General features: G+C 36.9%; 26 protein-coding genes. 4 read left to right on the top strand and 22 right to left on the bottom strand.

Annotated features, from left to right (window positions below):
• Nucleotides 1–34 precede the first annotated feature (34 nt).
• The 3 genes from LGQ02_RS07130 to LGQ02_RS07120 form a co-directional block, all read right to left on the bottom strand.
• Complete coding sequence (locus LGQ02_RS07130; protein ID WP_226517513.1) at nt 35–751, bottom strand: lytic transglycosylase domain-containing protein; 717 nt, start codon at nt 749–751, stop codon at nt 35–37.
• Between the two features lie 437 nt (nt 752–1,188).
• Entirely contained in the window at nt 1,189–1,992 is an 804-nt protein-coding gene (locus LGQ02_RS07125) for a metal ABC transporter permease (RefSeq protein ID WP_404802410.1), read from the bottom strand.
• Nucleotides 1,993–2,051: 59 nt separating this feature from the next.
• Nucleotides 2,052–2,810 carry a metal ABC transporter ATP-binding protein gene (locus tag LGQ02_RS07120; RefSeq protein ID WP_226517512.1) on the bottom strand — a complete coding sequence of 253 codons (759 nt, stop codon included), beginning with the start codon at nt 2,808–2,810 and terminating at the stop codon, nt 2,052–2,054.
• 1,081 nt (nt 2,811–3,891) lie between these two features.
• On the opposite strand from LGQ02_RS07120, the gene LGQ02_RS07115 reads away from it, so the two are divergent.
• Nucleotides 3,892–4,167 (top strand): DUF2624 family protein, encoded by a 276-nt coding sequence (locus LGQ02_RS07115; RefSeq protein ID WP_226517511.1) that lies wholly within the window; start codon nt 3,892–3,894, stop codon nt 4,165–4,167.
• A 42-nt stretch (nt 4,168–4,209) separates the two neighbouring features.
• On the opposite strand, the gene LGQ02_RS07110 is transcribed toward LGQ02_RS07115, so the two are convergent.
• Both LGQ02_RS07110 and LGQ02_RS07105 read right to left on the bottom strand, forming a co-directional pair.
• The gene (locus LGQ02_RS07110) at nt 4,210–5,109 is read right to left on the bottom strand and encodes a deoxyribonuclease IV (RefSeq protein ID WP_226517510.1); all 900 of its coding nucleotides are present in this window, start codon (nt 5,107–5,109) and stop codon (nt 4,210–4,212) included.
• Between the two features lie 58 nt (nt 5,110–5,167).
• On the bottom strand, nt 5,168–6,463 hold the full coding sequence (locus LGQ02_RS07105; RefSeq protein WP_404802409.1) for a DEAD/DEAH box helicase: 1,296 nt from the start codon (nt 6,461–6,463) through the stop codon (nt 5,168–5,170).
• A 247-nt stretch (nt 6,464–6,710) separates the two neighbouring features.
• On the opposite strand from LGQ02_RS07105, the gene LGQ02_RS07100 reads away from it, so the two are divergent.
• From LGQ02_RS07100 to LGQ02_RS07090, 3 genes are all read left to right on the top strand, one after another.
• Nucleotides 6,711–7,337: a VrrA/YqfQ family protein gene (locus LGQ02_RS07100; protein WP_226517508.1), complete on the top strand. Its 627-nt coding sequence runs from the start codon at nt 6,711–6,713 to the stop codon at nt 7,335–7,337.
• Nucleotides 7,338–7,466: 129 nt separating this feature from the next.
• Nucleotides 7,467–7,961, top strand: a complete 495-nt coding sequence (locus LGQ02_RS07095; protein WP_226517507.1) for a CarD family transcriptional regulator — start codon at nt 7,467–7,469, stop codon at nt 7,959–7,961.
• Between the two features lie 292 nt (nt 7,962–8,253).
• A complete protein-coding gene (locus LGQ02_RS07090; RefSeq protein ID WP_226517506.1) occupies nt 8,254–9,204 on the top strand; it encodes a 4-hydroxy-3-methylbut-2-enyl diphosphate reductase in 951 nt (316 codons plus the stop codon).
• Between the two features lie 517 nt (nt 9,205–9,721).
• Here LGQ02_RS07090 and LGQ02_RS07085 read toward each other — a convergent pair.
• The 17 genes from LGQ02_RS07085 to LGQ02_RS07005 form a co-directional block, all read right to left on the bottom strand.
• Complete coding sequence (locus tag LGQ02_RS07085) at nt 9,722–10,840, bottom strand: Nif3-like dinuclear metal center hexameric protein (protein WP_226517505.1); 1,119 nt, start codon at nt 10,838–10,840, stop codon at nt 9,722–9,724.
• Nucleotides 10,837–11,547 carry a tRNA (adenine(22)-N(1))-methyltransferase gene (locus LGQ02_RS07080; RefSeq protein WP_226517504.1) on the bottom strand — a complete coding sequence of 237 codons (711 nt, stop codon included), beginning with the start codon at nt 11,545–11,547 and terminating at the stop codon, nt 10,837–10,839. Before LGQ02_RS07080 ends, LGQ02_RS07085 begins: the two co-directional genes overlap by 4 nt.
• Before the next feature lie 157 nt (nt 11,548–11,704).
• A complete protein-coding gene (locus LGQ02_RS07075) occupies nt 11,705–12,061 on the bottom strand; it encodes a c-type cytochrome (RefSeq protein ID WP_226517503.1) in 357 nt (118 codons plus the stop codon).
• A gap of 129 nt (nt 12,062–12,190) precedes the next feature.
• Nucleotides 12,191–12,916: a glycerophosphodiester phosphodiesterase gene (locus LGQ02_RS07070; RefSeq protein WP_226517502.1), complete on the bottom strand. Its 726-nt coding sequence runs from the start codon at nt 12,914–12,916 to the stop codon at nt 12,191–12,193.
• A 43-nt stretch (nt 12,917–12,959) separates the two neighbouring features.
• Nucleotides 12,960–13,508, bottom strand: a complete 549-nt coding sequence (locus LGQ02_RS07065; protein WP_226517501.1) for a hypothetical protein — start codon at nt 13,506–13,508, stop codon at nt 12,960–12,962.
• A gap of 215 nt (nt 13,509–13,723) precedes the next feature.
• Nucleotides 13,724–14,839, bottom strand: a complete 1,116-nt coding sequence (gene rpoD / locus LGQ02_RS07060; protein WP_226517500.1) for an RNA polymerase sigma factor RpoD — start codon at nt 14,837–14,839, stop codon at nt 13,724–13,726.
• A gap of 32 nt (nt 14,840–14,871) precedes the next feature.
• The gene (dnaG, locus tag LGQ02_RS07055) at nt 14,872–16,704 is read right to left on the bottom strand and encodes a DNA primase (protein ID WP_226517499.1); all 1,833 of its coding nucleotides are present in this window, start codon (nt 16,702–16,704) and stop codon (nt 14,872–14,874) included.
• Between the two features lie 63 nt (nt 16,705–16,767).
• Nucleotides 16,768–17,238: a YaiI/YqxD family protein gene (locus tag LGQ02_RS07050; RefSeq protein WP_226517498.1), complete on the bottom strand. Its 471-nt coding sequence runs from the start codon at nt 17,236–17,238 to the stop codon at nt 16,768–16,770.
• Nucleotides 17,239–17,815: 577 nt separating this feature from the next.
• On the bottom strand, nt 17,816–18,634 hold the full coding sequence (locus LGQ02_RS07045; protein ID WP_226517497.1) for a pyruvate, water dikinase regulatory protein: 819 nt from the start codon (nt 18,632–18,634) through the stop codon (nt 17,816–17,818).
• Between the two features lie 43 nt (nt 18,635–18,677).
• Nucleotides 18,678–19,295 (bottom strand): transcriptional regulator CcpN, encoded by a 618-nt coding sequence (locus tag LGQ02_RS07040; RefSeq protein ID WP_319003534.1) that lies wholly within the window; start codon nt 19,293–19,295, stop codon nt 18,678–18,680.
• Nucleotides 19,296–19,485: 190 nt separating this feature from the next.
• Complete coding sequence (glyS, locus tag LGQ02_RS07035; RefSeq protein WP_226517495.1) at nt 19,486–21,576, bottom strand: glycine--tRNA ligase subunit beta; 2,091 nt, start codon at nt 21,574–21,576, stop codon at nt 19,486–19,488.
• A complete protein-coding gene (gene glyQ / locus LGQ02_RS07030; protein ID WP_226517494.1) occupies nt 21,569–22,459 on the bottom strand; it encodes a glycine--tRNA ligase subunit alpha in 891 nt (296 codons plus the stop codon). Before glyQ ends, glyS begins: the two co-directional genes overlap by 8 nt.
• A 320-nt stretch (nt 22,460–22,779) precedes the next feature.
• Nucleotides 22,780–23,535 carry a DNA repair protein RecO gene (recO, locus tag LGQ02_RS07025; RefSeq protein ID WP_226517493.1) on the bottom strand — a complete coding sequence of 252 codons (756 nt, stop codon included), beginning with the start codon at nt 23,533–23,535 and terminating at the stop codon, nt 22,780–22,782.
• A gap of 34 nt (nt 23,536–23,569) precedes the next feature.
• Nucleotides 23,570–23,716, bottom strand: a complete 147-nt coding sequence (locus LGQ02_RS07020) for a YqzL family protein (protein ID WP_226517492.1) — start codon at nt 23,714–23,716, stop codon at nt 23,570–23,572.
• Between the two features lie 307 nt (nt 23,717–24,023).
• A complete protein-coding gene (gene era / locus LGQ02_RS07015; protein WP_226517491.1) occupies nt 24,024–24,917 on the bottom strand; it encodes a GTPase Era in 894 nt (297 codons plus the stop codon).
• 7 nt (nt 24,918–24,924) lie between these two features.
• A complete protein-coding gene (locus LGQ02_RS07010) occupies nt 24,925–25,323 on the bottom strand; it encodes a cytidine deaminase (protein ID WP_226517490.1) in 399 nt (132 codons plus the stop codon).
• On the bottom strand, nt 25,298–26,089 hold the full coding sequence (locus LGQ02_RS07005; protein WP_226517489.1) for a DUF502 domain-containing protein: 792 nt from the start codon (nt 26,087–26,089) through the stop codon (nt 25,298–25,300). Before LGQ02_RS07005 ends, LGQ02_RS07010 begins: the two co-directional genes overlap by 26 nt.
• Nucleotides 26,090–26,099: the final 10 nt, after the last annotated feature.

The raw sequence follows: 26,099 nt of genomic DNA, 5'->3' as shown, positions 1-26,099 counted from the left end.
ATTTCAGCTTAATATCCGTCTAAAAGAATAAAAATTATTCTACAGCTACTAATGATGCTTGCTCTGCATTTTCTTGAATTTCGACAGCATACCAGCTCGCTGCATGTCCATTTTCTTCAATATAAGCTTCTAATCCATACATTCCACGATGATATGCAGTTAATGCATAATCCCAATCTTCATATTCTTTATATAAAAAATCAAGGTATGTGACAGAAAGTTGAATAGAGTAATACGGATCAAATAACATTTCATCATCATATGGAAGACCTGCCATCTCTGCAATCCATGGACCTGTATTTTTCATAAACTGAGCTAATCCATATGCATGTCCATATTTCGTTTCAGGACCCACTGTTTCAGGGTCAAACATACCACCAGTTTCAACCTTTAATAGCTCGTACACTAGAAAGGGGTCGATACCTTTACGCTCGGCTTCTAATGCTAAAAATTTTCCCCAATTTCGATCAAAGCGACCTTCACTATCTTCATACAAATAATCCGCAACGTGTTTAGCATGAAGCCATGTATCATATCCTGATACATCATAACCTTCAGGAATATGGTCGATATAAGTTTTCATCTGGTGAATTTCTAATTCAAGTTGCTGTTCTGCTAATTGTTCTTCTTTTTCAGACTCTAACTCTTCAACCTTCTCCTTCATTTTCACATATTCATTTCCAGTATAAAAAGTTGCTCCACCTAAAATAAGGATCGTTAATAATAAGAATAATACTTTTAATAATTTCATTTTTTGTCCCTCCTAAACGAACAGTGCACCATCTATGCACAATTGTGAATGATATATGATTACATATCATAAATCAACCCTTTTGCTCGAGATAGGTGAGTGTAGAAGAATGATATCTAAGTATTTATTTAAATTATGAACTACTTTCTCTTTATAAGGGCATTTTTCTCACACATGCTCTAAATCCCATTAAAACCACCCCAGTTAATTGTAAAAGATGCTAATGAATGCCAATATTTACTTTGAACTGATCAATCATATTCTTCTCATACATACCTAATTAACTAGAATCAAAATTAAGTATCACCAAGTCTCGAACTAAAAATAAACCTTAGTTAAAGTGCTACTATCAACCACCCTTTAATCAATTCTCGTAACAAAAAAGGCCTCGTGACCACACGAAGACCTTTTTCCCCTTTATATTCCTTTGTTAAACGTTACGATTCTTTTAAAGGGGAACGAAACATTCTTGGAATCAACCCTTGTTTTGGTGAAAACAAAAATGCAATTAAAAACAAAAATGATGCGACTAGAACGATCGATGCACCCGAAGAGACATCATATATTACTGAGAAAAACAAACCGCTTATTGCAGATGTGACGCCGAATACAGCTGATAAGAAAAGCATAACCGAGAAACGCTCAGTTAATAAATAGGCTGTTGCACCAGGTGTAATTAACATCGCTACGACTAAAATAATACCCACTGTTTGTAGTGAAGCTACAGTAACTAATGATAATAATAGCATAAGCATGTAATGAATAAACTTTACCGGAAGGCCGGTTGCTTTTGCCATCGTCTCATCAAATGTACTTAGTAATAATGGTCTGTAAAAAATAATAATCGCTCCGATAACAAAAACACCAATTCCCGCTGTCATCCATAAGTCTGTTGTTGATACTGCTAACACATTTCCAAATAAAATGTGCCATAAATCAACATTTGTCCCTTGGAGTGCGGTAATCATGACAACACCTAGAGCAAACATTGCCGTAAACATAATTCCAATTGCAGAATCCTCTTTGATTCGGCTATTTTGTGAGATGTAGCCGATTGCAAGTGCTGTTAATACCCCAGTAATAACAGCTCCAATGAAAAAACTTGCACCTAACATGTAAGCAATAACTACACCAGGTAAAACAGCGTGGGAGATTGCATCACCCATCAGTGCCATTCCACGCATAATAATAAAACAACCAATAACACCACATATAATGCCCACAAAAATTGCAGCCATCATCGCATTTTGTAAGTATGGGTATCGAATTAGCTGATCAATAAATAATGAAATTTGATCAATCAAGGTGTAACCACCACCATCTCTTTTCCATCATCAATCACTGCCGCATTTCCTTGGTAAGCCTGCTTTAAATACTCTGGACGGTAGACATCTTTGACGGGACCAGCCTCAATGAGTTCTTGGTTTAAAAGGATTAATTCATTAAAATATTTTTCAACTTTACTTAAGTCATGATGAATTACAAATATTGTTTTTCCATCATTTCTTAATTCATGTAATAAATCCACAATGATTTCTTCTGACTTGACATCTATACCTACAAATGGCTCATCTAAAAAGAATAATTCAGCATCTTGCGCTAATGCACGCGCAATAAAGACACGTTGTTGCTGACCACCTGAAAGTTCACCTATTTGCCTCTTGGCGAAATCTTCCATACCAACCTTTCTAAGTGCACTTTTTGCACGTTCACGATCTTTACGCCTAATTTTCTTTAAAAGTGGTACATGCATATAACGCCCCATTAAGACAACGTCTTCTACACGTACTGGAAAGTCCCAGTCGATCGAATTTCGTTGAGGAACATATGCGATCGACTTACGGATATTTTTAATATTATTGCCAAAAAAGCTTACTTCACCTTTACTTTTTTCTAGACCAAGCATCGCTTTCATTAATGTTGATTTGCCTGCACCATTTGGACCAATTACACCAATGATGTTTCCTTTCGTTGCTTTAAAAGTAATTTGTTTTAAAGCAAGGTGGCCTTGGTAATGTACGGATAAATCACGTACATCGATCGTCTCATTTAAATTCATTGTTATTCCTCCGTTCATGACGATCATTTTTTCATACTTCTACCTAATTCATGTCATCTATATATATGTCGTTACACCAACCATTGTGACTACAAACGAAAATGTTGTACATTTTTTAAAATGTTTCCTTAGGGAAACTTTCGTTATTATTAATTATATATGCTCTTAACATCTTTTTCAATCATCTTATTGAATCAATTTCATAACTCAAAATATCATGCGGAATTCCGAATGATGAGTGTGAACTTCACTTCAGACGGACGCTTTCTCGAGGGCTTGTCTTCAGCTAACTTAGGCTCAACAACTCTTCGCCTAAGTGGATCTTCAGACTGCGCAGATCCTCCGGAAGTCGCCATCTTTTGTTACGTTCACTTCTAAAGAAAACTCGCCGATTGGCGAGCCTTTAAGGCGAAGACAAAGGCGTAGTTGTAACGCACAGGACGTGCTAACACCGGCGTTCCGACAGGATGTCGGGTATTTAGCCGGTGAACATAACTATACACATAGAAATTTTCACTACGCCGAAATTGCTTCTTAGCTAAAATTTTATACATTCTTATAGTGTAAACAAAACTTGGCTTTTCGTTAAAGAGATTCTTAGTAAGCGAAGTGTGCTTACTTAGAAGCTCTTATGCTTTAGTGCAAGTCTTAATGGCGAAAGCCTTAGTTGCCACAAGCTCAACTCCTATGATTAAACGTCGAGTTGCGACGAGTAACCGCAGGAGCAACGAGCAACGGCTTCTTCGAAATCCCTTCGAGCTGCGACGAGCAAGCGTAGCGGCGCAGGAGCACAAAGCAACGGCTTCCTCGACATTACTCCGAGCTGCGACGAGTAACCGCAGGAGCACTTATCTATCGACCATAAAATATAAATTCTGATAGTACAAATAAAACGTACATTTAATGAAGTATTTATAAAATCATTCGTTTCACTGCGCAAAAAACGTAATTATGAAATTCATTCAATTATTAAATTTATATAAAATTATCACTATGGAGGCACACTTTAAACAATTAACCATACGCTTTAAAGAAGGCTTTTTCGGTCAGATTATCACATGTATGAGGGGGAAATCATCTTATGGTAAATCCTGTTATCCGCCAAATGGTCAACCAAAGAATCCGTTCTTTGACTGCAAAAGAATTAATTCGCTTAGCGATGGAAAACGATATAAAACTTACCGTAAAGCAAGCGAACGAAATGTTAAATATTTTGCATAAAGAGCCTTTTGATATCGGTAATGAGCAGTTAATAAAAAGAGTAAATAGAGAGTTGAAAGCTCTTGATCCATCATTATATAAAAAAGCCCGTAAACTCTTAAAACCATATGAGCAGTATCTCGATTTCGATATATAATAAAAAAAAGCAAACCCGCTTTCTTAAGCAGGTTCGCTTTTTTTATTTCATCGCTTGTTCTGTTATTTGATCTTTTAAGCTTTCGTCAAATTTCCGAGCTCGAATCATTTCTATTTCGAGCTTGTAAGGCGCTTTTTTGTTTTTCTTATCTGTCCCAACGTATGGAGTCTCAAGTATTTTTGGGATATTCTCAAATGAATCATGATATAGAATTCGTTCTAATGCTTCAAAACCTATATGACCAAACCCTATATTTTCGTGACGGTCTTTACGAGATCCACACTCATTTTTACTATCGTTAATGTGTAATACTTTTAATCGGTCCAAGCCAATGGTCTCGTCAAACTCTTTAATGACACGATCTAAGTCATTGACGATATCATAACCTGCATCATGAACGTGACAAGTATCGAAGCAGACAGATAACTTTTCGTTATGCGTAACGCCATCAATAATTTTGGCAATTTCATCGAATGAACGCCCGCATTCAGATCCTTTCCCTGCCATTGTTTCAAGCGCAATTTGTACATCTTGGTCAGGATCTATGACTTCATTTAATCCTTCAATAATCTTTTTAATTCCTTCATCTGCACCTGCACCAACGTGTGCTCCTGGATGAAGAACGATTTGTTTAGCACCTAATGCCTCTGTTCGGTCTATTTCGCTTTTAAGAAAGTTCACGCCTAACTCAAACGTTTCAGGCTTTTGAGAGTTTCCAATATTAATGATGTATGGAGCATGTACAACAATATTGGACAGTCCATTCTCTTCCATAAATGTTTTACCCGCTTCTATGTTGAGCTCTTCAATCGGCTTACGTCTTGTGTTTTGAGGAGCTCCTGTATAAACCATAAATGTTGTAGCCCCATAAGATGCAGCTTCTTCCCCTGCTGCAAGAAGCATCTTCTTCCCACTCATTGAAACATGTGACCCTAGTAACATCCTCTCACCTTTTCCTATAGCAATTGTTCAAAGGCTCACCTCTATAAACATTGCCTTTTTATTTTTTTCTTCTTCGTTCCATTTTGTGTTGACGTCTATCTCTTTGTTCTTGCTCATAGCGAGCTTTTTTCTTATATCCAGGTTTTACTTTCTTTGGCTTAGGTAAAGCTTTTCCATGATTTTCAATCTTCGTCTTTTTCGGTTGACGTTTTCTACGCTCAAGGTCGACCCATTCACCTTTTTTCAATTCTTTCAATTTAAAATTGATTCCTTGTTTTTCTAGCTTATCAATTGACATCTCGTCGTTTCGTCCATATAACGTTAATGCAATACCGTCCCATCCTGCTCTAGCGGTTCGGCCAACACGGTGAACATAATATTCAAGCTCTTTCGGAATTTCATAATTGATAATATGACTAATCCCTTTCACATCAATCCCTCGCGCAACAAGGTCTGATGCAACTAAATATTGCACTTCAGCAGCTTGAAGACGTTTCATGACTTTTTTACGTTCACGAGGACTGATCCCTCCGTGAAGACGATCGACATTTAACCCTTCCTCGACAAGAGCCTCATATACTTCATCAGCTGTTTCTTTCTTATTTACAAAAATAACGGCTAAAAACGGATTTACGTTTTTGACGATATTTTTTAATAATTCTTTTCTGTCACGGTCACGGTCTGGGATTAGCCAGTGCTCAATTTTTTTTGGTGATGTTTCTTTAGGTTGAACATGAACGTGACGAGGATTTGATAAATATTTTTTTAGAAACGGCTGAAGTTTTTCAGGAATCGTCGCAGAGAATACGAGCATTTGTAACTCATCACCCATATGAGCTGCTGCACGATCAACATCTTCAATGAATCCCATATCAAGCATTTGGTCAGCTTCATCGACCACAAATGTACGCACATGGTGAACAGCTAATGCTTTCTCTTTAATCATATCCGCAATTCTTCCTGGTGTTCCTACCACGATATGTGGACGTTGCTTAAGCTTTTCGATCATTCTAAGTCGATCCGTTCCACCCGTTACAAGTTGTGATTTCACTTCATCGGAAGCATCTGTTAACTTTTTTAATTCCTCATATAACTGGTTGGCTAACTCTCTTGTTGGAGCTGTAATAACTGCTTGAGTTTCTCGACTATTTACATCAATATTATCTAACACAGGTAATAAAAAGGCTAACGTTTTACCTGTACCAGTTTGTGATTGGCCAATAACATCCTTACCATTTTTAATTGCAGGGATCAAACGTTCCTGAATTTCTGTCGGCAAAGATATATTTTGATTTGTTAATGCATCAATCAAATATGAAGATAATTGAAATCGTTCAAAGTTATGTGACATTATCGTTCCTTCTTTCATGATCTTTCATTATTTTTTTGTTTCGTATTCGTGCTAATTACATATTTTATCACGAACGATCAAGTATTTTCCACTTATCTCGACAAAAGCTCCGAAACTTCTATGATTTCTATTGCTGTATCGAAATATTGTTCTCTTATTATTTTGGGTCATTTCTAAAGCGCCCAAACATTTTTTGGGTAAATGAATACATTAAACAGAGAAGATATTGTTTTTCGAAAGGATGGTCAGTATGTTCGGACCACGCCCCCAACCTCCAACTAATCCAAATCCTTTTGGTGGATTCTCAGGCGGGTTTTCACAACCACAAGGACAGATGTTTCAACGCTCGTTCTTTGGAGGAGGGATGCCACAGCAAGTTCCAACAAGTAACCCAGGTGCAGGCGGTCTTCTTTCTAAATTATTTGGTGGCGGATCCCCTGCAACACAAGCTGGTGTAAGTCAAATGATGAACACTGCAAGTACAGCAGCAAGTACTGGCGGAGGATTACAAAATATATTAGGGCTTGTCCAAAATGCACAAAAGGTCGTTCAAGTCGTGCAAACAGTAAGTCCTATGGTTCAGCAATATGGACCACTTGTGAAATCCTTACCACAAATAATCGCTATGCTGCAAAGCTCTGATGACGAAGAGTCAGATGATAGTAACGATGCCGAAGAAGTTCTTGAGGATGCAGAGGAAATTAAAGTAGGAGAAGACAAAGAAAAGAAAGAACAAAAAAAAGATACAAATTCTCCTAAGAAAAAGAAAAAAAGAAAAAGCCCATCAAAAGGCAAAACTCAAACACCTAATCATAAAAAATCATCGCAGTCATCAAAAACAAATAGCCAGTATCCAGCTCCGAAACTTTACGTGTAGGTCAGTTTCCCTTGATATAACTGGCCTTCCTTCATTTTTTTGTTGACTATTCTACAGATACATAGTAAAATTTTAAATTTAATTTTATTTATGTTACAATAGGGTTAATATGTTAATGGAGGAATGCCTATGTTTACAGTCGGTGATCATGTCGTATATCCCTTTCACGGAGCAGGAATGATAAAAGATATTGAAGAAAAAGATATTCTAGGAGAAAAACTAAGCTATTTTGTTGTTTATTTTCCTCTGAATCATGTCACCCTTATGCTACCAGAAAATCGTGTAACCTCTTCAGGACTAAGAAAAGTAATCCAACCATCACAAATAGATGAGGTTGTTACTGCGTTAAAACCGACCGAAGCAACTCCCAAGAATGAAGTAGCCCGACCTTACTCTAAAGAGAACGAAACATTATTAAAATCTGGTTGCATTATTGATGCCGCAATGGTCATTGCAAACTTGACATCTAAAGAGGGAGAGCGTACAAATGGGTTACATATGGAAGATCGCAAAAACTTAGACAGAGCAAAACAGTTTATTGCGAGCGAACTCATGATTGTCAAAGATATGAGCGAAGAAGAAGCATATGAATTCATTCAAACAAACTGTCAAGAAGGTGCGTAAAAATTTCGATAATGAAGTAATTGTAGATAGGAAATTTTCAATATTTAAATGTAAATGTGAAAAGTCTGTCTACTAAGATATCGTTACAAGCAATAAAAGGACGCCTTGCGTTAATACGTAAGCGTTCTTTTTTATGCAGCCTTGCACAGTATGTATATTTCGCCATTTCTTCTGGTCCATAAGCAGTCTATCTTTGTAAATTTCAACGTTTGTCATTACACCCACTTTGCCTTTATAATAATACAAGGTTAATGAGAAAGATATTTGCTTTGAACATAGAGGAGGATTCCGTATGGAAGTCATCAAAATTTCACCGCGCGGTTATTGCTATGGTGTTGTAGATGCAATGGTATTAGCACGGCAAGCAGCGGCGAATCTGGATTTACCTAGACCTATTTATATTCTAGGAATGATCGTTCATAACAAACATGTAACTGATGCCTTTAACGAAGATGGTATTATTACTTTGGATGGTCCTAACCGACTTGAGATATTAAACAAAGTTGACAAAGGTACAGTCATTTTCACAGCACACGGTGTTTCCCCTGAAGTACGAAAAATGGCTAAAGATAAAGGATTAACAACTGTCGATGCAACGTGCCCTGATGTCACTAGAACGCACGATTTAATTCGTGAAAAAGAAGAAGAAGGTTATCAAATCATTTATATCGGAAAAAAAGGACATCCAGAACCTGAAGGGGCGGTCGGTGTTGCTCCAGACATTGTAAACCTTGTAGAATCAGAAAAAGATGTAGAAAACTTAGACATAAACTCCGAAAAAATTATTATTACTAATCAAACAACAATGAGCCAATGGGATGTTTCTCACATAATGAATGCAGCAATAAAAAAATATCCACATGCTGAAGTTCATAATGAAATTTGTTTAGCAACACAAGTAAGACAAGAGGCTGTTGCCGAACAAGCAAAGGAAGCAGACCTCCTTATCGTTGTCGGTGACCCAAAAAGTAACAATTCCAACCGTTTGGCGCAAGTATCAAAAGAGATTGCTGGAACTCCAGCTTATAGAATCTCTAATGTTAATGAGTTAAACGTTGAATGGCTCAAAGGAAACGAGAAAGTTGCTGTAACATCTGGTGCCAGCACCCCAACACCTATTACAAAAGAGGTCATTAAATTTATTGAACAATTCGATGAAGATGATCCTCATACATGGGATGCCACTAGCACTGTTAAATTGACAAAGATCTTACCAAAAGTAAAGAAAAAACAAAACACATGATAACAACAAAAGCGCAAGCGCCTTGTACACGAGCGACACTTTTGCGACGAGTAATCGCAGGAGCAACGAGCAACGGCTTCTTTGAAATTACGGCGAGTTGTGACGAGCAAGCGTAGCGGCGCAGGAACAAGGAAAACGTGTCTCTTCCTCTTCCAGTAAAGCTATGAAGCTTTGTCCGTCGAGACAATTCGTAGTTATTCGATGAAGTTTTGCTCATCGCTGCCTCTTCCTCTACTAGCGAAGCGATGTAGTGTATCCGTCGAGGCAACTCGACGCACATTCGTGAAGTAAACGCTCGTTGGATTAGCCGGCATGAAGAAGTCGCTCAAGACTTCAAGTGACGGGGCGAAGCGACCTCGAGAGAAGCTACGGCATTGAGTTTGCTTTCTTGCAGCTTTGCGAAGAGTAAAACGAAGTGACACAGGAGTCAAGCCAAGCACATATTTTATAATTTCCTAAACTAATTAAAAATAAATAAAAAAAGTGCTAGGCACCTCTAATGTGCCCTAGCACTTTTTTACATGAACTGAAAAGGATCTGTATGGATTTTTGAAGTTATTACCTTTGTATCATATCCTTTTTCTTTGACAAATTGGTCGATAAACGATTGTACGCCTTCTTTCATAATCTTTTCTACATTATGACCAGGGTCAACCATTGCTAAACCTTCTAGCATTGCATCGTGAGCCACGTGATAATATAAATCACCGGTTACATATACATCTGCACCTTTAAACATTGCAGCAGAAACATATTTATTTCCATCTCCACCTAATACAGCTACTTTTTCAACCTTTTTATTTATATCTCCAACAACGCGAACTCCCTTAACATTAAATGCTTCTTTGACATGGTCTGCAAATTGGGAGAGTGTCATTTTTTCATTTAAATAACCGATTCTACCTAAACCATACTGTTTTCCTGGTGTGGCCATCTCATATATGTCGTAAGCGACTTCTTCATATGGGTGAGCTTTAACTAATGCTCGAATAACCCTTTTTTCGATGGAAGCTGGATATACCGTTTCGACTTTCACTTCATCAACATATTCCATTTTACCTTGTTCACCAATGAATGGGTCCGTACCTTCACCTGGCTTAAAAGCCCCTGTTCCTTCCGAATTAAATGAGCAGTGCGAATAATTACCAATATGGCCTGCGCCCGCATTCCCTAAAGCATCTCGAACATCATCTGCTTGTTCTTTAGGCACGTATACAACGACCTTTTTCAATTTATCTTCTGTAGTCTCTACAAGTACTTCTGTGTTCGTTAATTTAAGTGCCTCTGCCATTAAATCATTTACGCCACCAGGTGCAACATCTAAGTTTGTGTGAGCGACATAAACAGCAATGTCATGTTTAATAAGTTTTTCAATCGTTTTTCCGTATACTTGATCTGTTCGCAACGCTTTAATTGGCTTAAAAATAATCGGATGATGAGCTATAATCAAGTCAGCTTCTTGTTCAATCGCTTCATCGACAACTGAGTCTAACACATCAAGAGCAATCATTACTCTTTTTATCGGTTTGTTTAACGTCCCAACTTGTAATCCTATTTTATCTCCTTCGACCGCAAATGATTTTGGAGAAAAGGATTCGAACGCTTGAATGATCGTTTGTCCATTTGCAAGCTTCATGTTAACTCCTCCTTCAGCCAATGAATTTTCTTTTTTACTTCATCAAGTTTATTCGCTACCTCTTTCGAATCACTAGAAGCAGATTGCATGATCTCATATATTTTTTCTAGCTGTTCTAATTCCCTATTCCATTTTTCGTTAAAAGTGGAGTTTTTGTACTTTAACAATATTGGTCCTAGCCAAATTTCTTTTTCTCGATCTTCTGAATATGCAAATAAGGGGTTCCCACGTTCTGCAACGAGAACTTCATAAATATGTCCATCTTCTTCTACAAGTGCTTCATCAATTAATAACCACTTATTATCTATAAGCCATTTACGGATATGGTCAGCTGCTATATTCGGCTGTAAAACTAACCTCTCTACGTTTGTTAAATGAGCTTTTCCTTCTTCAAGAATTGTCCGAATTAACGGCCCTCCCATACCAGCTACAACAACAGTATCGACCTTCTCTCCTTCTAAAACAGCCAAGCCATTTCCTAACTTTACATGAATGGCTTCTTCAAGTAAGTTCATTCGAACTTGTTTTTGTGCTGATAAAAAAGGACCTTCATTAACTTCTCCTGCGACTGCATATTTTGCGATATTCTCTTTTATTAAATAAACCGGTAAATATGCATGATCGGAACCAATATCAGCAACAGATGCTCCTTCTTTAATAAAAAAAGCAACTTTATGTAAGCGTTTAGACAATTTATGTTTCGTCATCTTTTTCACCATTTCTTTAAATTCATATTATGTATGCTATATATTCAGATAGAAAAAAAGAAGGATACTTATCCTTCTTTTCCTCGTTGTTTATCGTATCATAAATGTACGAAGGTTAAAACTGCTAGTCCACTATGGTTATGTGAACAGAAGTTGTTTATTCAGTTTCGGATAGAATATACTCCGCTACTGCATCAGCATCTTCTCCACCTACTAGGCCGGCTGGCATTGTTCCAGGACCTTCTTCAATCGCATGAATGATTTCGTCTTTACTTAGACCGGATAATCCAGGACCAGATGCACCTTCAAGGTCTCCACCGTGACACGCGATACATGATTCTTGATATACGTGCTCACCTAACTCGTATGGACTATCGAATTGCTGCTCTGCATCTCCGTCCCCATCTTCTCCTGCCATATCTTGTTGGTTAATCCCTACAAAAGAAAGAATGATGATTAAACCAATTCCTAGTACAGCAGTTAATGCGAAAGGATAAAGGGGTCTCCCTTTCATGAGTATGTACCTCCTTCAACAATTAAAAGTTACCTTTATAATTTTCTTGCTTGGAAAATAAATGATTCCAGCAAAGCTATATTATATTGTACTTCATAATTACTCAATAGAAAAGTAAAAACGTGAAGATTAATCTTCTTTTCGAAAAACTTCAGTCATTTGCCGCGGATCGTTTGTAATAATTGCATCAACTTTTAGTTGTGAGCATTTCATTGCATCTCTCAACCGGTGAACATTATACACTCGAACTGGCAAATCATATTTCGTCCACCTTCTATAAAATTTAGAAGCTTGATACGAATGACGAATATGAATCGCATCAGCCACAATGTTTTTTGCATATTTTACAGCGCGTAAAATAGGAAACTTTGTTAAAAATGCTGTGCGTATACTTGGTAATTGTTCTTTTACTTTTTTTAACACTGCATGGTCAAATGAAGAAATAACAATTCGATGCTCCATATTGTTCATTTTTATTAAGTTAATAAATGGTTGCAATAACCTATCATATCCACTTTTTTGAATTTTTATTTCTACGTGAAGAGTCAGTGTATTATTTGAAGCCCAGTTTAATACTTCTTCAAAAGAGGGAATTTTCTCTCCACGAAATTGTTCATCAAACCAACTGCCAGCATCAAACTGCCTTAACTCTGCATATGTAAATGATTTGACCAATCCACTTCCATTTGTCGTACGATCAATTTTCTCATCATGAAATACGACCGGAACAAAATCTTTTGTCCACTGTATATCAAATTCAATGCCATCAATCGGATAAGTCGCAGCGGAATAAAAAGCAGCTAACGTATTCTCAGGGGTATAACGCTTATTTCCGCGATGAGCGATAATATCCATTTATTCTCACCTCATTCGTAAAGTTATCGTATATTAAGCTTATTTACAGAAGTAAAAAGGAGAAGAAAAGAATAATACCGGTCCCACCAGCTATAAATAAATATTGAAACTTCCAACGTAATCCAGAAAATATCCAAAGAGTGCACAATCCAACAATTGTTCCTCCTAGTACAAATGGTTGTTCAGGAAACAATTTGTCTACTAATTGAATGGTTAAAATAAAGGATAAAAATGCTGCTGAAATAACATAAAGATGAACAACAGCTACACCTTTACGGTGAAAGTAAGCCGAGCCTAATATTGCAACGATTAATGCAAAGCTTATCATTGTGATTTGCATTGTATCCGAAAACTGAGTAAAATAAATGACAAGAAATGTTAGCGTTATCATCGCTAATAGAAAAACTGAATGTGTGAAGGGCTTTATATATTTTAACATAGAACGTTTTTGCTTATTGTTTCTTTCATGTCCAACATCTTCAGTCCCTTCAGAATATAACTGAAGTAAAAAGTTACAGTACGTTGCCGGCAATAGTTTATTTTTTCGCCAATATTTTATTTCATTAACGATGATTTTTTTACGTTCGTCCATTGGATCACCTATATATAAATTTTCATATCGTTTATATCGTTCATTCGATAAATATGTTTAGAAATCTAAAAAAAATGAGTAAATCAAACTAGCCAATAAAAGGGTTCTCAGTTTTTCACAATAGGAGTATGAAGATTAAGATCGTAAAGAACTTCCTCCTTGTCCAAACAAAGTGCAAAAGAAAAGCCTGACAAATGTCAGGCTTTGATCAAAGATTACTCTAAGAAATCCTTTAATCGTTTACTTCGGCTTGGGTGACGAAGTTTTCTTAAAGCTTTTGCTTCAATTTGACGAATACGCTCTCTCGTTACACCAAAGACTTTTCCAACTTCTTCAAGTGTACGTGTTCTACCATCATCTAAACCGAAGCGAAGACGTAAGACGTTTTCTTCACGATCAGTTAACGTATCCAAAACATCTTCAAGCTGTTCTTTTAATAATTCATAAGCAGCAGCATCTGATGGTGCTAATGCTTCCTGGTCTTCAATGAAGTCACCTAAGTGAGAGTCATCTTCTTCACCAATAGGGGTTTCTAAAGAAACAGGCTCTTGAGCGATTTTCAAGATTTCACGAACCTTTTCTGGAGTAAGGTCCATTTCTTTAGAAACTTCCTCAGGTGTTGGCTCTCTCCCTAGGTCTTGCAATAACTGTCGTTGTACACGAATAAGTTTATTAATTGTTTCTACCATATGCACAGGAATACGGATCGTTCTTGCTTGATCGGCGATCGCTCTAGTAATTGCTTGACGAATCCACCAAGTTGCATAAGTACTAAACTTATACCCTTTATTGTAATCGAATTTCTCAACGGCTTTAATAAGACCCATGTTTCCTTCTTGGATAAGGTCTAAAAAGAGCATTCCACGACCGACATAACGCTTTGCAATACTAACAACTAGACGTAAGTTTGCTTCAGCTAAACGACGTTTTGATTCTTCGTCTCCGTCTTCAATTTTCTTCGCCAGCTCAATCTCTTCTTGACCAGATAATAATGGGACACGACCAATTTCTTTTAAGTACATTCTAACAGGGTCATTTATTTTAATCCCTGGTGGTACACTTAAGTCATTAAGGTCAAATTCTTCCTCTTTTTCAACTTGTTTCAAACTTGGAACAGATTCATTTTCGTTTAATATTTCAACCCCTTGTTCACCAAGGTATTCGAAGAACTCATCCATTTGATCAGAATCTTGATCAAAAACGCCTAAACGTTCAGTGATTTCTGTATAGTTTAGTATCCCCCGTTTTTTCCCAAGCTCCACTAATTGCTCTTTTACTTGATCGATGGTTAAATCCCCTTCCGCCATCGGACGAATTGGTTTCTCAGCCATGCGATCCCTCCTTCCTGTAATTCACGACAAATTCAAAGATCATTTCTGATACTATTTTTTAACTGTTGTTCTAATTGAATGATATCCATAGCGATTTTCGCTGCTTCTTCCACTTGACCAGACTCTTCTGCTTTTTTTTGCTCAAGCTTTAATTCGTTTATTTGAATTTTTTTAGGATAATTTTCAATTTGCTTAATATAATCATTCAGTTCTTGCTCAGACAATTCTTCATTAAGGGTCATCATCGCAAGCTCAGTTGCTAACTGCTTTAATTCTTTATCATTAAGTCGTTCGATAAAAAACGATAAATTAGAATCATATCCTTCTGCATAAAAACTGTATAGGTGAGCAGCTATCGCTTGATGTTCATCTATATTAAACGTTCCACCAATCTTCTCTTGAACTTGATCGGCAATCTCACGTTTTTGTAGCATGTAAGCTAATAAAATTCTCTCTGCGTTCTCATGTGCAGATAATAGTTTTTTTTGTGGCCGTACAGTCATTTTTTTCTCTAGCGGCCGATTATTTTGATCGTGCTTTTCTTTACGTATATGTGATTTATAAATTTGAACTTGTTCTTGCTTTAATGCATCAAGAGACAAAGAAAACTCTTCTGCTAACTGCCTTAAGTAATGGTCCCTTTCCACCGCCCTTGGTAGCTTACTAATTTCTGTGAGGACTTGTTGAATATATTCCATTCTGTCCCCTTCGTCATTTAAGTTTTTGCCTTTTCGGTAAAAGCGAAACTTAAATCCCATAAAGGTCAAACTTTGACCGATAATATTTTGTACAAAGCGTTCAGAACCGTTTTCGCGAATATAATCATCTGGATCATTTCCATCAGGTAATTGAGCTACTCTTATATTTAACCCTAGTTGTTCTAAAAGTTGAGCATTCTTAAAGGTTGCTTCTTGACCAGCATTGTCTGAATCGTAACAAATGATAACTTTATCGACATTTCTTCGGAGCATTTTCCCTTGTGCTTCTGTTAATGCCGTGCCTAAGGTTGCTACCCCATTATCTATACCCGCTCTCCAAGCGGATGTAACATCTACATAACCTTCAAATAAAATGGCTTCGTTTTTTTTTCTCATTGAAGGCCGTGCTATATGAAAAGAGTATAACGTTTGACTTTTGTTAAATACTTCAGACTCTGGACTGTTTAAATACTTCGGATTTCCATCCTTTAAAATTCGGCCACCAAAAGCGATGATGTTTCCTTGTCTATCCCAAATCGGAAACATTATTCGGTCCCGAAATCTGTCAAAAGGCTTTTGATCAAATTCTCTAACAGCAAGTAAACCACTTTTTACAATCTCATTCATAGGTAACTGCCTTTTCTCAAGAAAGGTTGTTAAGAAATCCCAAGAATTTGGTGCATACCCAATTTGAAAAGTGTCAATCACTTCCTTTGTAAATCCGCGCTTTCGCAAGTATTCACGAGCTTCTCTTCCTTCATCGGTAGCACTCAATATATGATGATAAAGCTTAGCTGCCAATTCATGACCTTTATACCAGTACTTTCGCTCTTCCCCATAACGGTCTTCATCTTTTTGACCTGATTCAAGCTCTGGCAATTCAACATTCGTTCGGTTTGCAATTTTTTCGACGGATTCGATAAAGGATAATCCATCCAGTTCCATTAGGAAAGAGAAGACATTCCCACCAGCACCACACCCAAAACAGTGGTACAACTGTTTATCAGGTGAAACTGAAAAGGAAGGTGTTTTTTCTCCATGAAACGGACACAAACCTACAAAGTTTCTACCTTGCTTTTTCAGTTGAACATATTCACTAATCATGTCCACAATGTCTACGGATTTTCTAATTTCTTCTATTTTTTCTTCCGAAATGCGTGGACTCACATTACTCACCCGCCTTCTTTCGTAAATAGAAAGAATTGGCGTATTATAATTTCGCCTTCTACGTCAAAAATCCTCTTTATTTGACAAGATTTTTTCTAATTCTTTCTGAAATATTTGTTTGTCTTCGTTTGTGTATTTTTTTGGGCCTTTTGTACGAAGACCTGCACGACGACGTTTTCCTGAGTCATGACGCATATCCAGTAAATATTCAATTTCGGATAAAGTGATCTGCTTTCCCCTAGGATGTAACGTAGTTACTCCTTTCCCTAAAAGCAGGCTTGCAAGACCTAAGTCCTCAGTAATTGCAATATCTTCTTTACCGATTAAATTAATAATCTTTAAGTCCGCTGCTTCCCTTTCTTGGTCGACAAAAACATAACTGACAAAGTCTGGGTAAGTAGACGTACGAAAGTGGGCGTAAGAAGACACGACAGTCACATCCGCAGCATAATTATTTGCAACTTCAATTATTTCATTTAGGACTGGACAAGCATCTCCATCGACAAAAATCTGCTTCTTATTATCTCTCATCATTTCCTATTCTACATTCCTTATAAGAATCCTTCTTCTAATGTGAATAAATTCTATGTCACATTTACTATCTTTACCAAAAATCAAATAAAAAGTCTTGACATTTAGAATTTATTTGATCTTTTTTCTAAATTCCTTACAAAATTTTCACAAAAGGGTTCATGATTGTCATAAAAAAAGTGACAACTCATGCATACTATACATCATATACATTTTCGTTATCATTCATGATAGTTTTATGTAAGAAAGCAACTCACTTTATTTAGACTTACACCTTCCCAACTTATTATTTATTATTGGGACATTGTCATCATTTCAAAATGGTCGACATTCTCGTGAAAATTTATACAATTAACGGTATTTAAAAATTGAAATCACAATATTTCATTATATAGCATCCTTTCACTTTCCGCTATATATTCGTTAGATTTTTTTATACAAATAATGAAAACTCGGCGATTGGCGATCCTTTAACGAAGAGAATACTTTGGTTGTTGTTATACTACCTACCATCCTTTTTAAAATTTTGGAATATAAAAGAAGACTAAATCACCATTGATTTAGTCCCTTTTGTTTACTATTACTTCGAGTTATTTGACTGTTGTACCATACGATAAATAATATTTGCTGTCTCTTCGACAGCTTTATTTGATACATCGATGACTTGGCAGTCAATTCGTTCCATTATTTGTTTTGAATAATTAAGCTCTTCATTGATACGTTCAAATGCTGCGTAGCTTGCTTCTTCTTTTAAACCTAGTGCTCTTAACCGTTCAGAGCGAATTGTATTTAGCTTTTCAGCATTAATTTGTAGGCCGATTACCTTTTCAGGAGATATTTGAAACAATTCTTCAGGAGGTTCTACTTCTGGTACAAGTGGTACATTCGCCACTTTTAGTCGTTTATGAGCTAAATATTGTGATAGTGGCGTTTTAGATGTTCTCGACACCCCTACTAGAACAACGTCAGCTCTTAAAACCCCTCGAGGATCACGCCCATCGTCATATTTAACTGCAAACTCAATTGCTTCTACTTTACGAAAGTAATCTTCATCTAAAGTGTGCATTAAGCCCGCTTCATTACGAGGGGGCTTTTGTAATTGCTTTTCAAATAGTTCGATCATAGGCGTAAGAATATCATGGTAAGCAATACCATGTTTACTCGCCTCACTAATTAAGTAATTTTTTACTTCTTTTATAACGAGTGTAAAAGCGATACTCCCATTTGTTTCTTTCGCTTGAGATATAACCTCATCGACAATTACTTTATCCTCAACGTAAGGAACTCGACGAATCTCAATAGAGGATGAATTGAATTGACTTGATGCTGCTTTTACAACTAAATCCGCTGTTTCTCCGACTGAATCAGATAGGACATAAACAATATGATTGTTTTCCATACTATTGACTTAGCCTCCTTTCACATCTCTTGACACTTCACTTCTATACAGTATCTTCGTTTGCAAACCTGACAAATGCTTTCGTTATATTTGTTTTCGTTATTCTCCCAATGACCTCATGCTGAACTTTCCCATCTGTTTCAACATCACGGACAACCGGGACCCCGTCAATTTGCTTGTCGATCAATTTGTTTGCAACATCGATTAAAAGGTCATCTGGATTACATGTTGTGATATTTGGCATTCTCGTCATAATGATACTTATCGGCACAGATTCTAATTCTTGCTTCCCCATACTTGCTCTTAATAAGTCTTTACGCGATAAAATTCCAACAAGTATTCCATTACCGTTTACAACAAATAACGTACCTACATCTTCTAAAAACATCGTACAAATAGCATCATAGACAGATGCAGACTCATTGACAACAACAGGAATAGACTGATATTGCTTTACTGTCATTTTCTTTATTTTTTCTCCTAATAATTGAGAACCTGTTTTACCAGTATAGAAATAACCGACTCTTGGTCTTGCATCTAAAAAGCCTGCCATTGTTAAGATAGCTAAGTCTGGCCTTAACGTCGCTCTCGTTAATGAAAGTTTTTCAGCAATTTGTTCACCTGTAATCGGCCCTCTATCTTTGACAATTTCTAAAATCATTTGTTGTCGTTCATTTAGTTCGATTGTACTCACCGCCCTCTGCTCATAGGCAATTGTGATCGTCTTGGTCAGCAAGCTTTTGTATACAGGTAACAGATCAAAGAAGAATTGTCACATAATACAATAATAACAAAAGCTTGCATGTCCGCTTATCTAAACTAATAATGTCAAATTACCAATCAAAATTCAATTATTCTGAATGGAAGACAATCGCATTAAAGTCTGCAAAGGTGTTAATTAATCTAGATGTTTCCGTCATTTGTGCAAGACGATTCTTCTTTAATGATTCGTCATCCGTCATAACCATTATATTATCGAAATAGTCATGAATTACTGGCTCAAGTGTTACCAACTGTTTATATGCGTCCTCAATCTTACCTTTAAGGAGATATTTTCCTACAATTGGTTCAATTTCATCTTTTGCTTCTTTTAACTTTTGTTCTTCAGGTTCATTTAACAACTCTTCTTTAACTTTAGCTGACGACTCTTGTGCTTTTTTAGAAATGTTTGTTACACGACTGAAGGCCTCTACTAGCTTTTTAAACTCTGCTTTTTCAATTTGTGCCATTAAAAAGTGTGCTTTTTTTACGAGCGTGTTTACATGACCGATATCTGTTTTTAATACTGCCTCTACAACATCATATCGCACTTCTTCGTCTTGCAATAAGTTTTTCAGACGCAGCTTCAAAAAGTCAATAAGGTCATCTTTTACACTTTGTACATCACGTTTTAGAAGTCCTCGCGATTCAGCTAATTTAAGTGCTTCTTCAAAGACGTCGATTAAATCAAAATCCCATCCTTGTGACAGATACACTTGAATAATACCTGCAGTTTGACGTCGTAAACCATGAGGGTCTTGTGACCCGGATGGAATCATCCCAATACCAAAGCTAGACACGATCGTATCTACTTTATCAGCAACACTCACTAGAGATCCTAGTTGTGTTGATGGGGGGAAGTCTGTCGCTTGTTTCGGTAAATAATGCTCGTAGATAGCCTTAGCCACATCTACATCTTCTCCGAATTTCAGGGCATATTCTTCCCCCATTCGACCTTCAAGTTCTGGGAATTCATCAACCATATGTGTTACCAAGTCCGCTTTACATAGCTCTGCTACTCGCTCGACTTTATTTAAACGATTTGATTCAATACCAACTGTTTTAGCAATAGACATAGAGAGCTCTTTTATACGTCGAACTTTATCACCCATAGATCCAAGCTCTTCGTGATAAACAATCGACTCAAGTCGCTTTAATCGATCATCAAGTGGCTTTTTTAAGTCTTCTTCGTAGAAAAATTCAGCATCAGCAAGTCTAGCTCGTAATACTTTTTCATTCCCTTTTTGAACATTCTCTAAATGACGATGGTCTCCATTTCTAACTGTAATAAAGTATGGAAGTAATTCTCCGTCTTTATTTCTTACTGGAAAATAACGTTGATGTTCTTTCATAGAAGTAATTAAAACATCGTCAGGGATATTTAAAAACCTTTCATCAAATTCACCGTACAATGCCGTAGGATATTCTACAAGATTTGTCACTTCATCAAGTAACTCTTCATCGATCAAGATATCCCACCCTTCACTCTCACCAATTCCTTCAACCTGGTTACGGATCGCACTCTTTCTTTCTTGTTCACTAGCGATGACATGTTGTGCTAATAACGTCTGCACATACTCATCAGCCTTTGGAAGTGTCGTTCCTTCTCCAAGGAAGCGATGACCTAAAGTCGTATTTGATGTAACAACTCCTTCAACCTCAAATGGAATGATCTCCTCCCCGTATAGAGCAGTAATCCACTTTATCGGCCTTACGTATTTTAAAGCATTCGCTCCCCAACGCATGTTTTTCGGGAAAGAAATGCTAAGCATAACTTCCTTCATCTCTGGTAAAAGCTCTGAAGTGGATCGACCAGCAATAAATTTCTTTACAAATACGTATTCTTCACCTTTTAATTCTTTAAAATATAAATCATTCACAGCAACTCCTTGGCCTCTAGCAAAACCTTGAGCGGCTTTTGTCCATTCACCATTTTCATCTTGTGCAATTTTCTTAGATGGACCTTTTGCTTCTTCTTCAATATCACCTTGCTTTTCGTGTAACTCAGCAACTAGAACAGCAAGACGACGTGGAGTTGCATAAGTGTGTATATCATGATATTTTAAGCGGTTCTCACTTAACCACGTTTCTACTTTTTTCGTTAATTGATTGGCAGCATCAGTTACAAATCTTGCTGGCATTTCTTCTAGCCCTATCTCAAATAAAAATGATCGCTTACTCATTAGATGAATCCTCCTTTTCCTTTAACATCGGGAACCCAAGGTTTTCTCGTGCTTCATAGTATTGCTTTGCACAACGTCTAGCAAGATTTCTTACTCGACCGATATATCCAGTTCTTTCAGTGACAGAAATAGCTCCTTGAGCATCGAGTAAATTAAACGTGTGAGAGCACTTAAGCACGTAGTCATAAGCTGGAATTACTAATGACTCATCTAATGCCCTATTCGCTTCTTGCTCGTAAGTAGTGAATAGATTAAACAGCATTGCACTATCAGCTGTTTCAAAAGAATACTTAGATTGTTCGTATTCATTTTGTAAAAACACATCACCGTAAGTGACGCCATTTACCCATTCTAAATCATAAACATTCTCTTTATCTTGAATGTAAGAAGCAAGCCTTTCTAGACCATAAGTGATCTCTACAGCTACAGGGTTTGCATCAAGCCCTCCTACTTGTTGGAAATATGTAAATTGTGTAATTTCCATACCATCAAGCCAAACTTCCCATCCTAATCCCCAGGCAGCGAGAGTTGGCGCTTCCCAATTATCTTCAACAAAGCGAATATCATGCTCTTCCGGTTTGATCCCTAGCTCACGCAAACTTTCTAAATAAAGCTCTTGAATATTATCTGGAGACGGCTTCATGATTACTTGAAACTGATGGTGTTGGTATAAGCGATTTGGATTATCACCATAACGCCCGTCTGCAGGCCTTCTTGACGGTTCAACATAAGCGACATTCCAAGGCTCTGGTCCAATACTTTTTAAAAATGTCATCGGGTTCATCGTTCCTGCCCCTTTTTCGACATCATATGCTTGTAAGATCATACAGTCTTGTTCTGACCAGAATTTCTGTAACGTTAAGATCATTTCTTGAACATTCATACGTTTCCCTCCAGTTTTTTACTCAGTCATTTCACAAAATATACACTAGAACGTAAAAAAACCCTCGTCTCTATGTCTATCATCGACATAGGGACGAGAGTTTACCCGCGGTTCCACCCTAATTGCTTTACAAATTATCTGAAAGCCACTTTGTTAAATTTGCTCCAGAACGCCTTCCTTACTATCTGTATCCCTAGCTTACACCATCCTAGGTTCGCTTTTTGAATAAATCATTATACAGAGGGAATAAGTACTACTTTCCTTCTTTGCATTGAAAATATTTTGTTTAAATCAAATCTTACTCAAAAAAAACCGTCATGTCAACTTTCTTCATCATACAAAGAATCAATTTGGTCTAAAAAGCGCTTTGACTTTAACCTTACGCCAACATACTCATCAAAATATAAGTGCAATACTTCCTTCAGTTGCCTTTTTGTCTCTTTCTTAACAGAAACATTCCCTAAACGCTTTATATCAAATTGCTGAAAAAGACGTAACAATTTAATTACAGAAGGTGTTACTTTCATGTGATAAGAATCTTCATGCTTACAACTGCTACATAGTATCCCACCTTGCCTTACAGAAAAGACAAAATGATCCTCTTGCCTACCGCATAATGCACAATGAAATAAATTTGGTGTTACACCAGCTACTTCAAGCATTTTCGTTTCGAAAATTCTCGTTAAAATATCTTCATCCACACCATCATTTAAATATACAAACAATTGATAAATGAGTTCAAACAAATACGGATTTCGTTGATGGTCCTCAGTTAACTTATCTGCCATTTCAGCTATGTAAGCGGCATGAGAGGTTAACTTCAGATCGATTCGAACATCTTTAAAAGAATCGGTGATATCTGCCTGATTCAGTGTCCCGATACCAGATGATCGTTGATAAACGAACATTCCATACATAAATAATTGAGCACTTGAAGCAAAGCGACTTTTAGGGCGCTTTGCTCCTCGTGCCATCAGTGCAACTTTTCCATTTTCACGAGTAAATACAGTTAATATTTTATTTGTTTCGCCATAATCATTCGTTCTAATAATAATCCCTTCTACTTTATGAAGCAAAATGATCACCACCATTTTCGGTGGCAAACGAGGCTTAATGCGTCGGAGGATCTGTTTCTTCTAGAACAAATTCTTCCATCTCTTCATCTTGCGACGTACCTTGACGTTCCACTTCTTTATACAACAGATATGAATCAATGTTTCCAGTCACGGAGAAAACTTTCCAAGGTATATCTTTCATTAGAAAATTCCACCTTTCAGCATCAAGTGATATCCTCTTGTATAAATAGCTTAGCCTCGTTTGCCAGTTTCATGTTATGGAATTATTGGCAGGAATAAAGAAAGAACACAGAAAATCACTTGTTTAAGACATCATAGTCAATTTCCAATTAAATTACAATATATGAACTCCCTAATTACACTCCAAGTAATGTAAAAAATCCCCACCTATAATAAATGTTACAAGAATACTTTCTTTTAAAATGAGTTAAAAACTACCCACTTATTAAAAAGTGGGTAGTTTTAACATCGTAAAGAATACTTTCCCTTTAATATTCGTCATCTCGATAGCCAAACTCGTTTAAATATTTCGCTTTGTTTCGCCAATCTTTTTCAACACGAACCCAGAGTTCCAAGAAGACATTCGAGCCTAATACAGCCTCAATATCTTCTCTTGCTCTTTGGCCAATTTCTTTTAGCATTTTGCCTTGTTTTCCAATAATAATCCCTTTTTGTGAACTACGCTCAACCACGACCACAGCCCCCACATAAACCTTCCCATTATCACGCTCTTTGATCTGTTCAATATCGACCGCAATAGAGTGGGGAACCTCTTCATGAGTTAAGTGGAGAACTTTTTCCCGGATCATCTCTGCTATTAAAAACCGCTCAGGGTGGTCGGTAATTTGATCATCAGGATAGTATTGTGGACCTTCTTCTAAATAAGAGAATACTTGGTCTACAAGAGTCGTTACATTATTACCTTGAAGAGCAGATATTGGAATCACTTCGGTAAAGTCAAATTCCTTACGATATTCATCAATGATCGGCAATAACTCATCAGGATGAATTTCATCAATTTTATTAATAACAAGAAAAACGGGGGTGTCAACGTTTTTCAGCTTGTCCATAATAAAATCGTCGCCTCTCCCCCTGCCTTCCTTTGCATCGACTAAAAACAAAACGGCATCAACTTCACGCAATGTTGTTTGCGCAACTTTAGTCATGAAGTCACCTAACTTATGCTTAGGTTTATGTATTCCAGGTGTATCAATAAAGACAATTTGCCCACGGTCTTCTGTAAAAACACCTTGAATTCGGTTTCTAGTTGTTTGTGGTTTATCACTCATAATCGCAACTTTTTGACCGAGAACTTGATTTAATAACGTAGACTTTCCTACATTAGGTCTGCCTATTAAAGCGACAAAACCTGATTTCTTCATATTGACATCACCTTTCTAAATCCTTTGGAGAAAAGGCACCTGGTAAAATTTCCTCAACTGTCCATTCTGATATTTCATCATTTAAGTTTGTTAAAATTACTTGTGCCTTTGGATCCATAAGTTCTGAAATAACTTGTCTACATGCACCGCATGGCGAAACGGGTCCTTCTGTATCAGCGACAACAGCGATTGCTTTAAACTGACGAACACCGTCTGAAACTGCTTTAAATATCGCCGTTCTCTCTGCACAGTTACACATGCTATATGCAGCATTTTCAATATTACAGCCGTGGTAAATTTGTCCATCTTCTGATAAAAGTGCTGCTCCTACTGGGAACTTTGAATATGGTACGTATGCTTTTTCACGTGCTTTTTTTGCTTCAGAGATTAATGTTGTTTTTTCCATTTTTTTCACCTTCTCTTTTCATTCTATGTGTACCAACTTTAACCACTAAATCTTTAAATAACTTTTCTTTTTCTTTTCTTTGTTGTTCAGTAAACTGTGCTTTTAATTGTACTGCTTTATCCGGGGGAACAACAACTCCACCTGATATAATAAACTTTAACCCTTCTTCAACTGTCATGTTAAGGATCGTGACATCTTCAAGTGGTACTACAACGAGCCACCCTGAAGTTGGGTTAGGTGTTGTCGGGAGAAAAACGTTTATACAATCCTTGTTTGTAATCCGTTGTACTTCCCCCCGGGTTTCTCCAGTAAGAAACCCTAACGTGTAAACTCCTTTACGAGGATATTCAACCATAACAACCTTTTTAAACGATGAGCGCTCTTGAGTAAACGCATTGATCACTTGATCAACAGATGAATAGATATAATTTGCAATTGGTATTTTCCGAAAGAAGCTGTCCACGTTTTCAAAAGTCTTTTCTTTTGTCCCTTTTCTCTTCATTGATCCAATTAATGCCACGAGAAAGACCGTTAAAATGAAGCCAATTCCAACTAACCTTTCTGTAAATGGGGTATACACTCCTAAGAAATAAATACCTCCATCTTCAATTCGGGCAATATTTAATACCCGAAGAACATCAGTAATAAAAGGACCTAAGAAATTATCAATGATGGAAAAAGCTAATTGAAGCACGTATAACGTTGCTATAGCAGGTAGCAAAAAAAGAAATCCAGCCATGAGGTTACGTTGAAAGTTTTTCCACATGCGACAGCTT

Source organism: Bacillus shivajii (assembly GCF_020519665.1).
Taxonomy (GTDB): domain Bacteria; phylum Bacillota; class Bacilli; order Bacillales; family Salisediminibacteriaceae; genus Bacillus_CA; species Bacillus_CA shivajii.
Note: the sequence above shows the minus strand (reverse complement) of the source record. Positions and strands in the feature narration are given on the sequence as shown.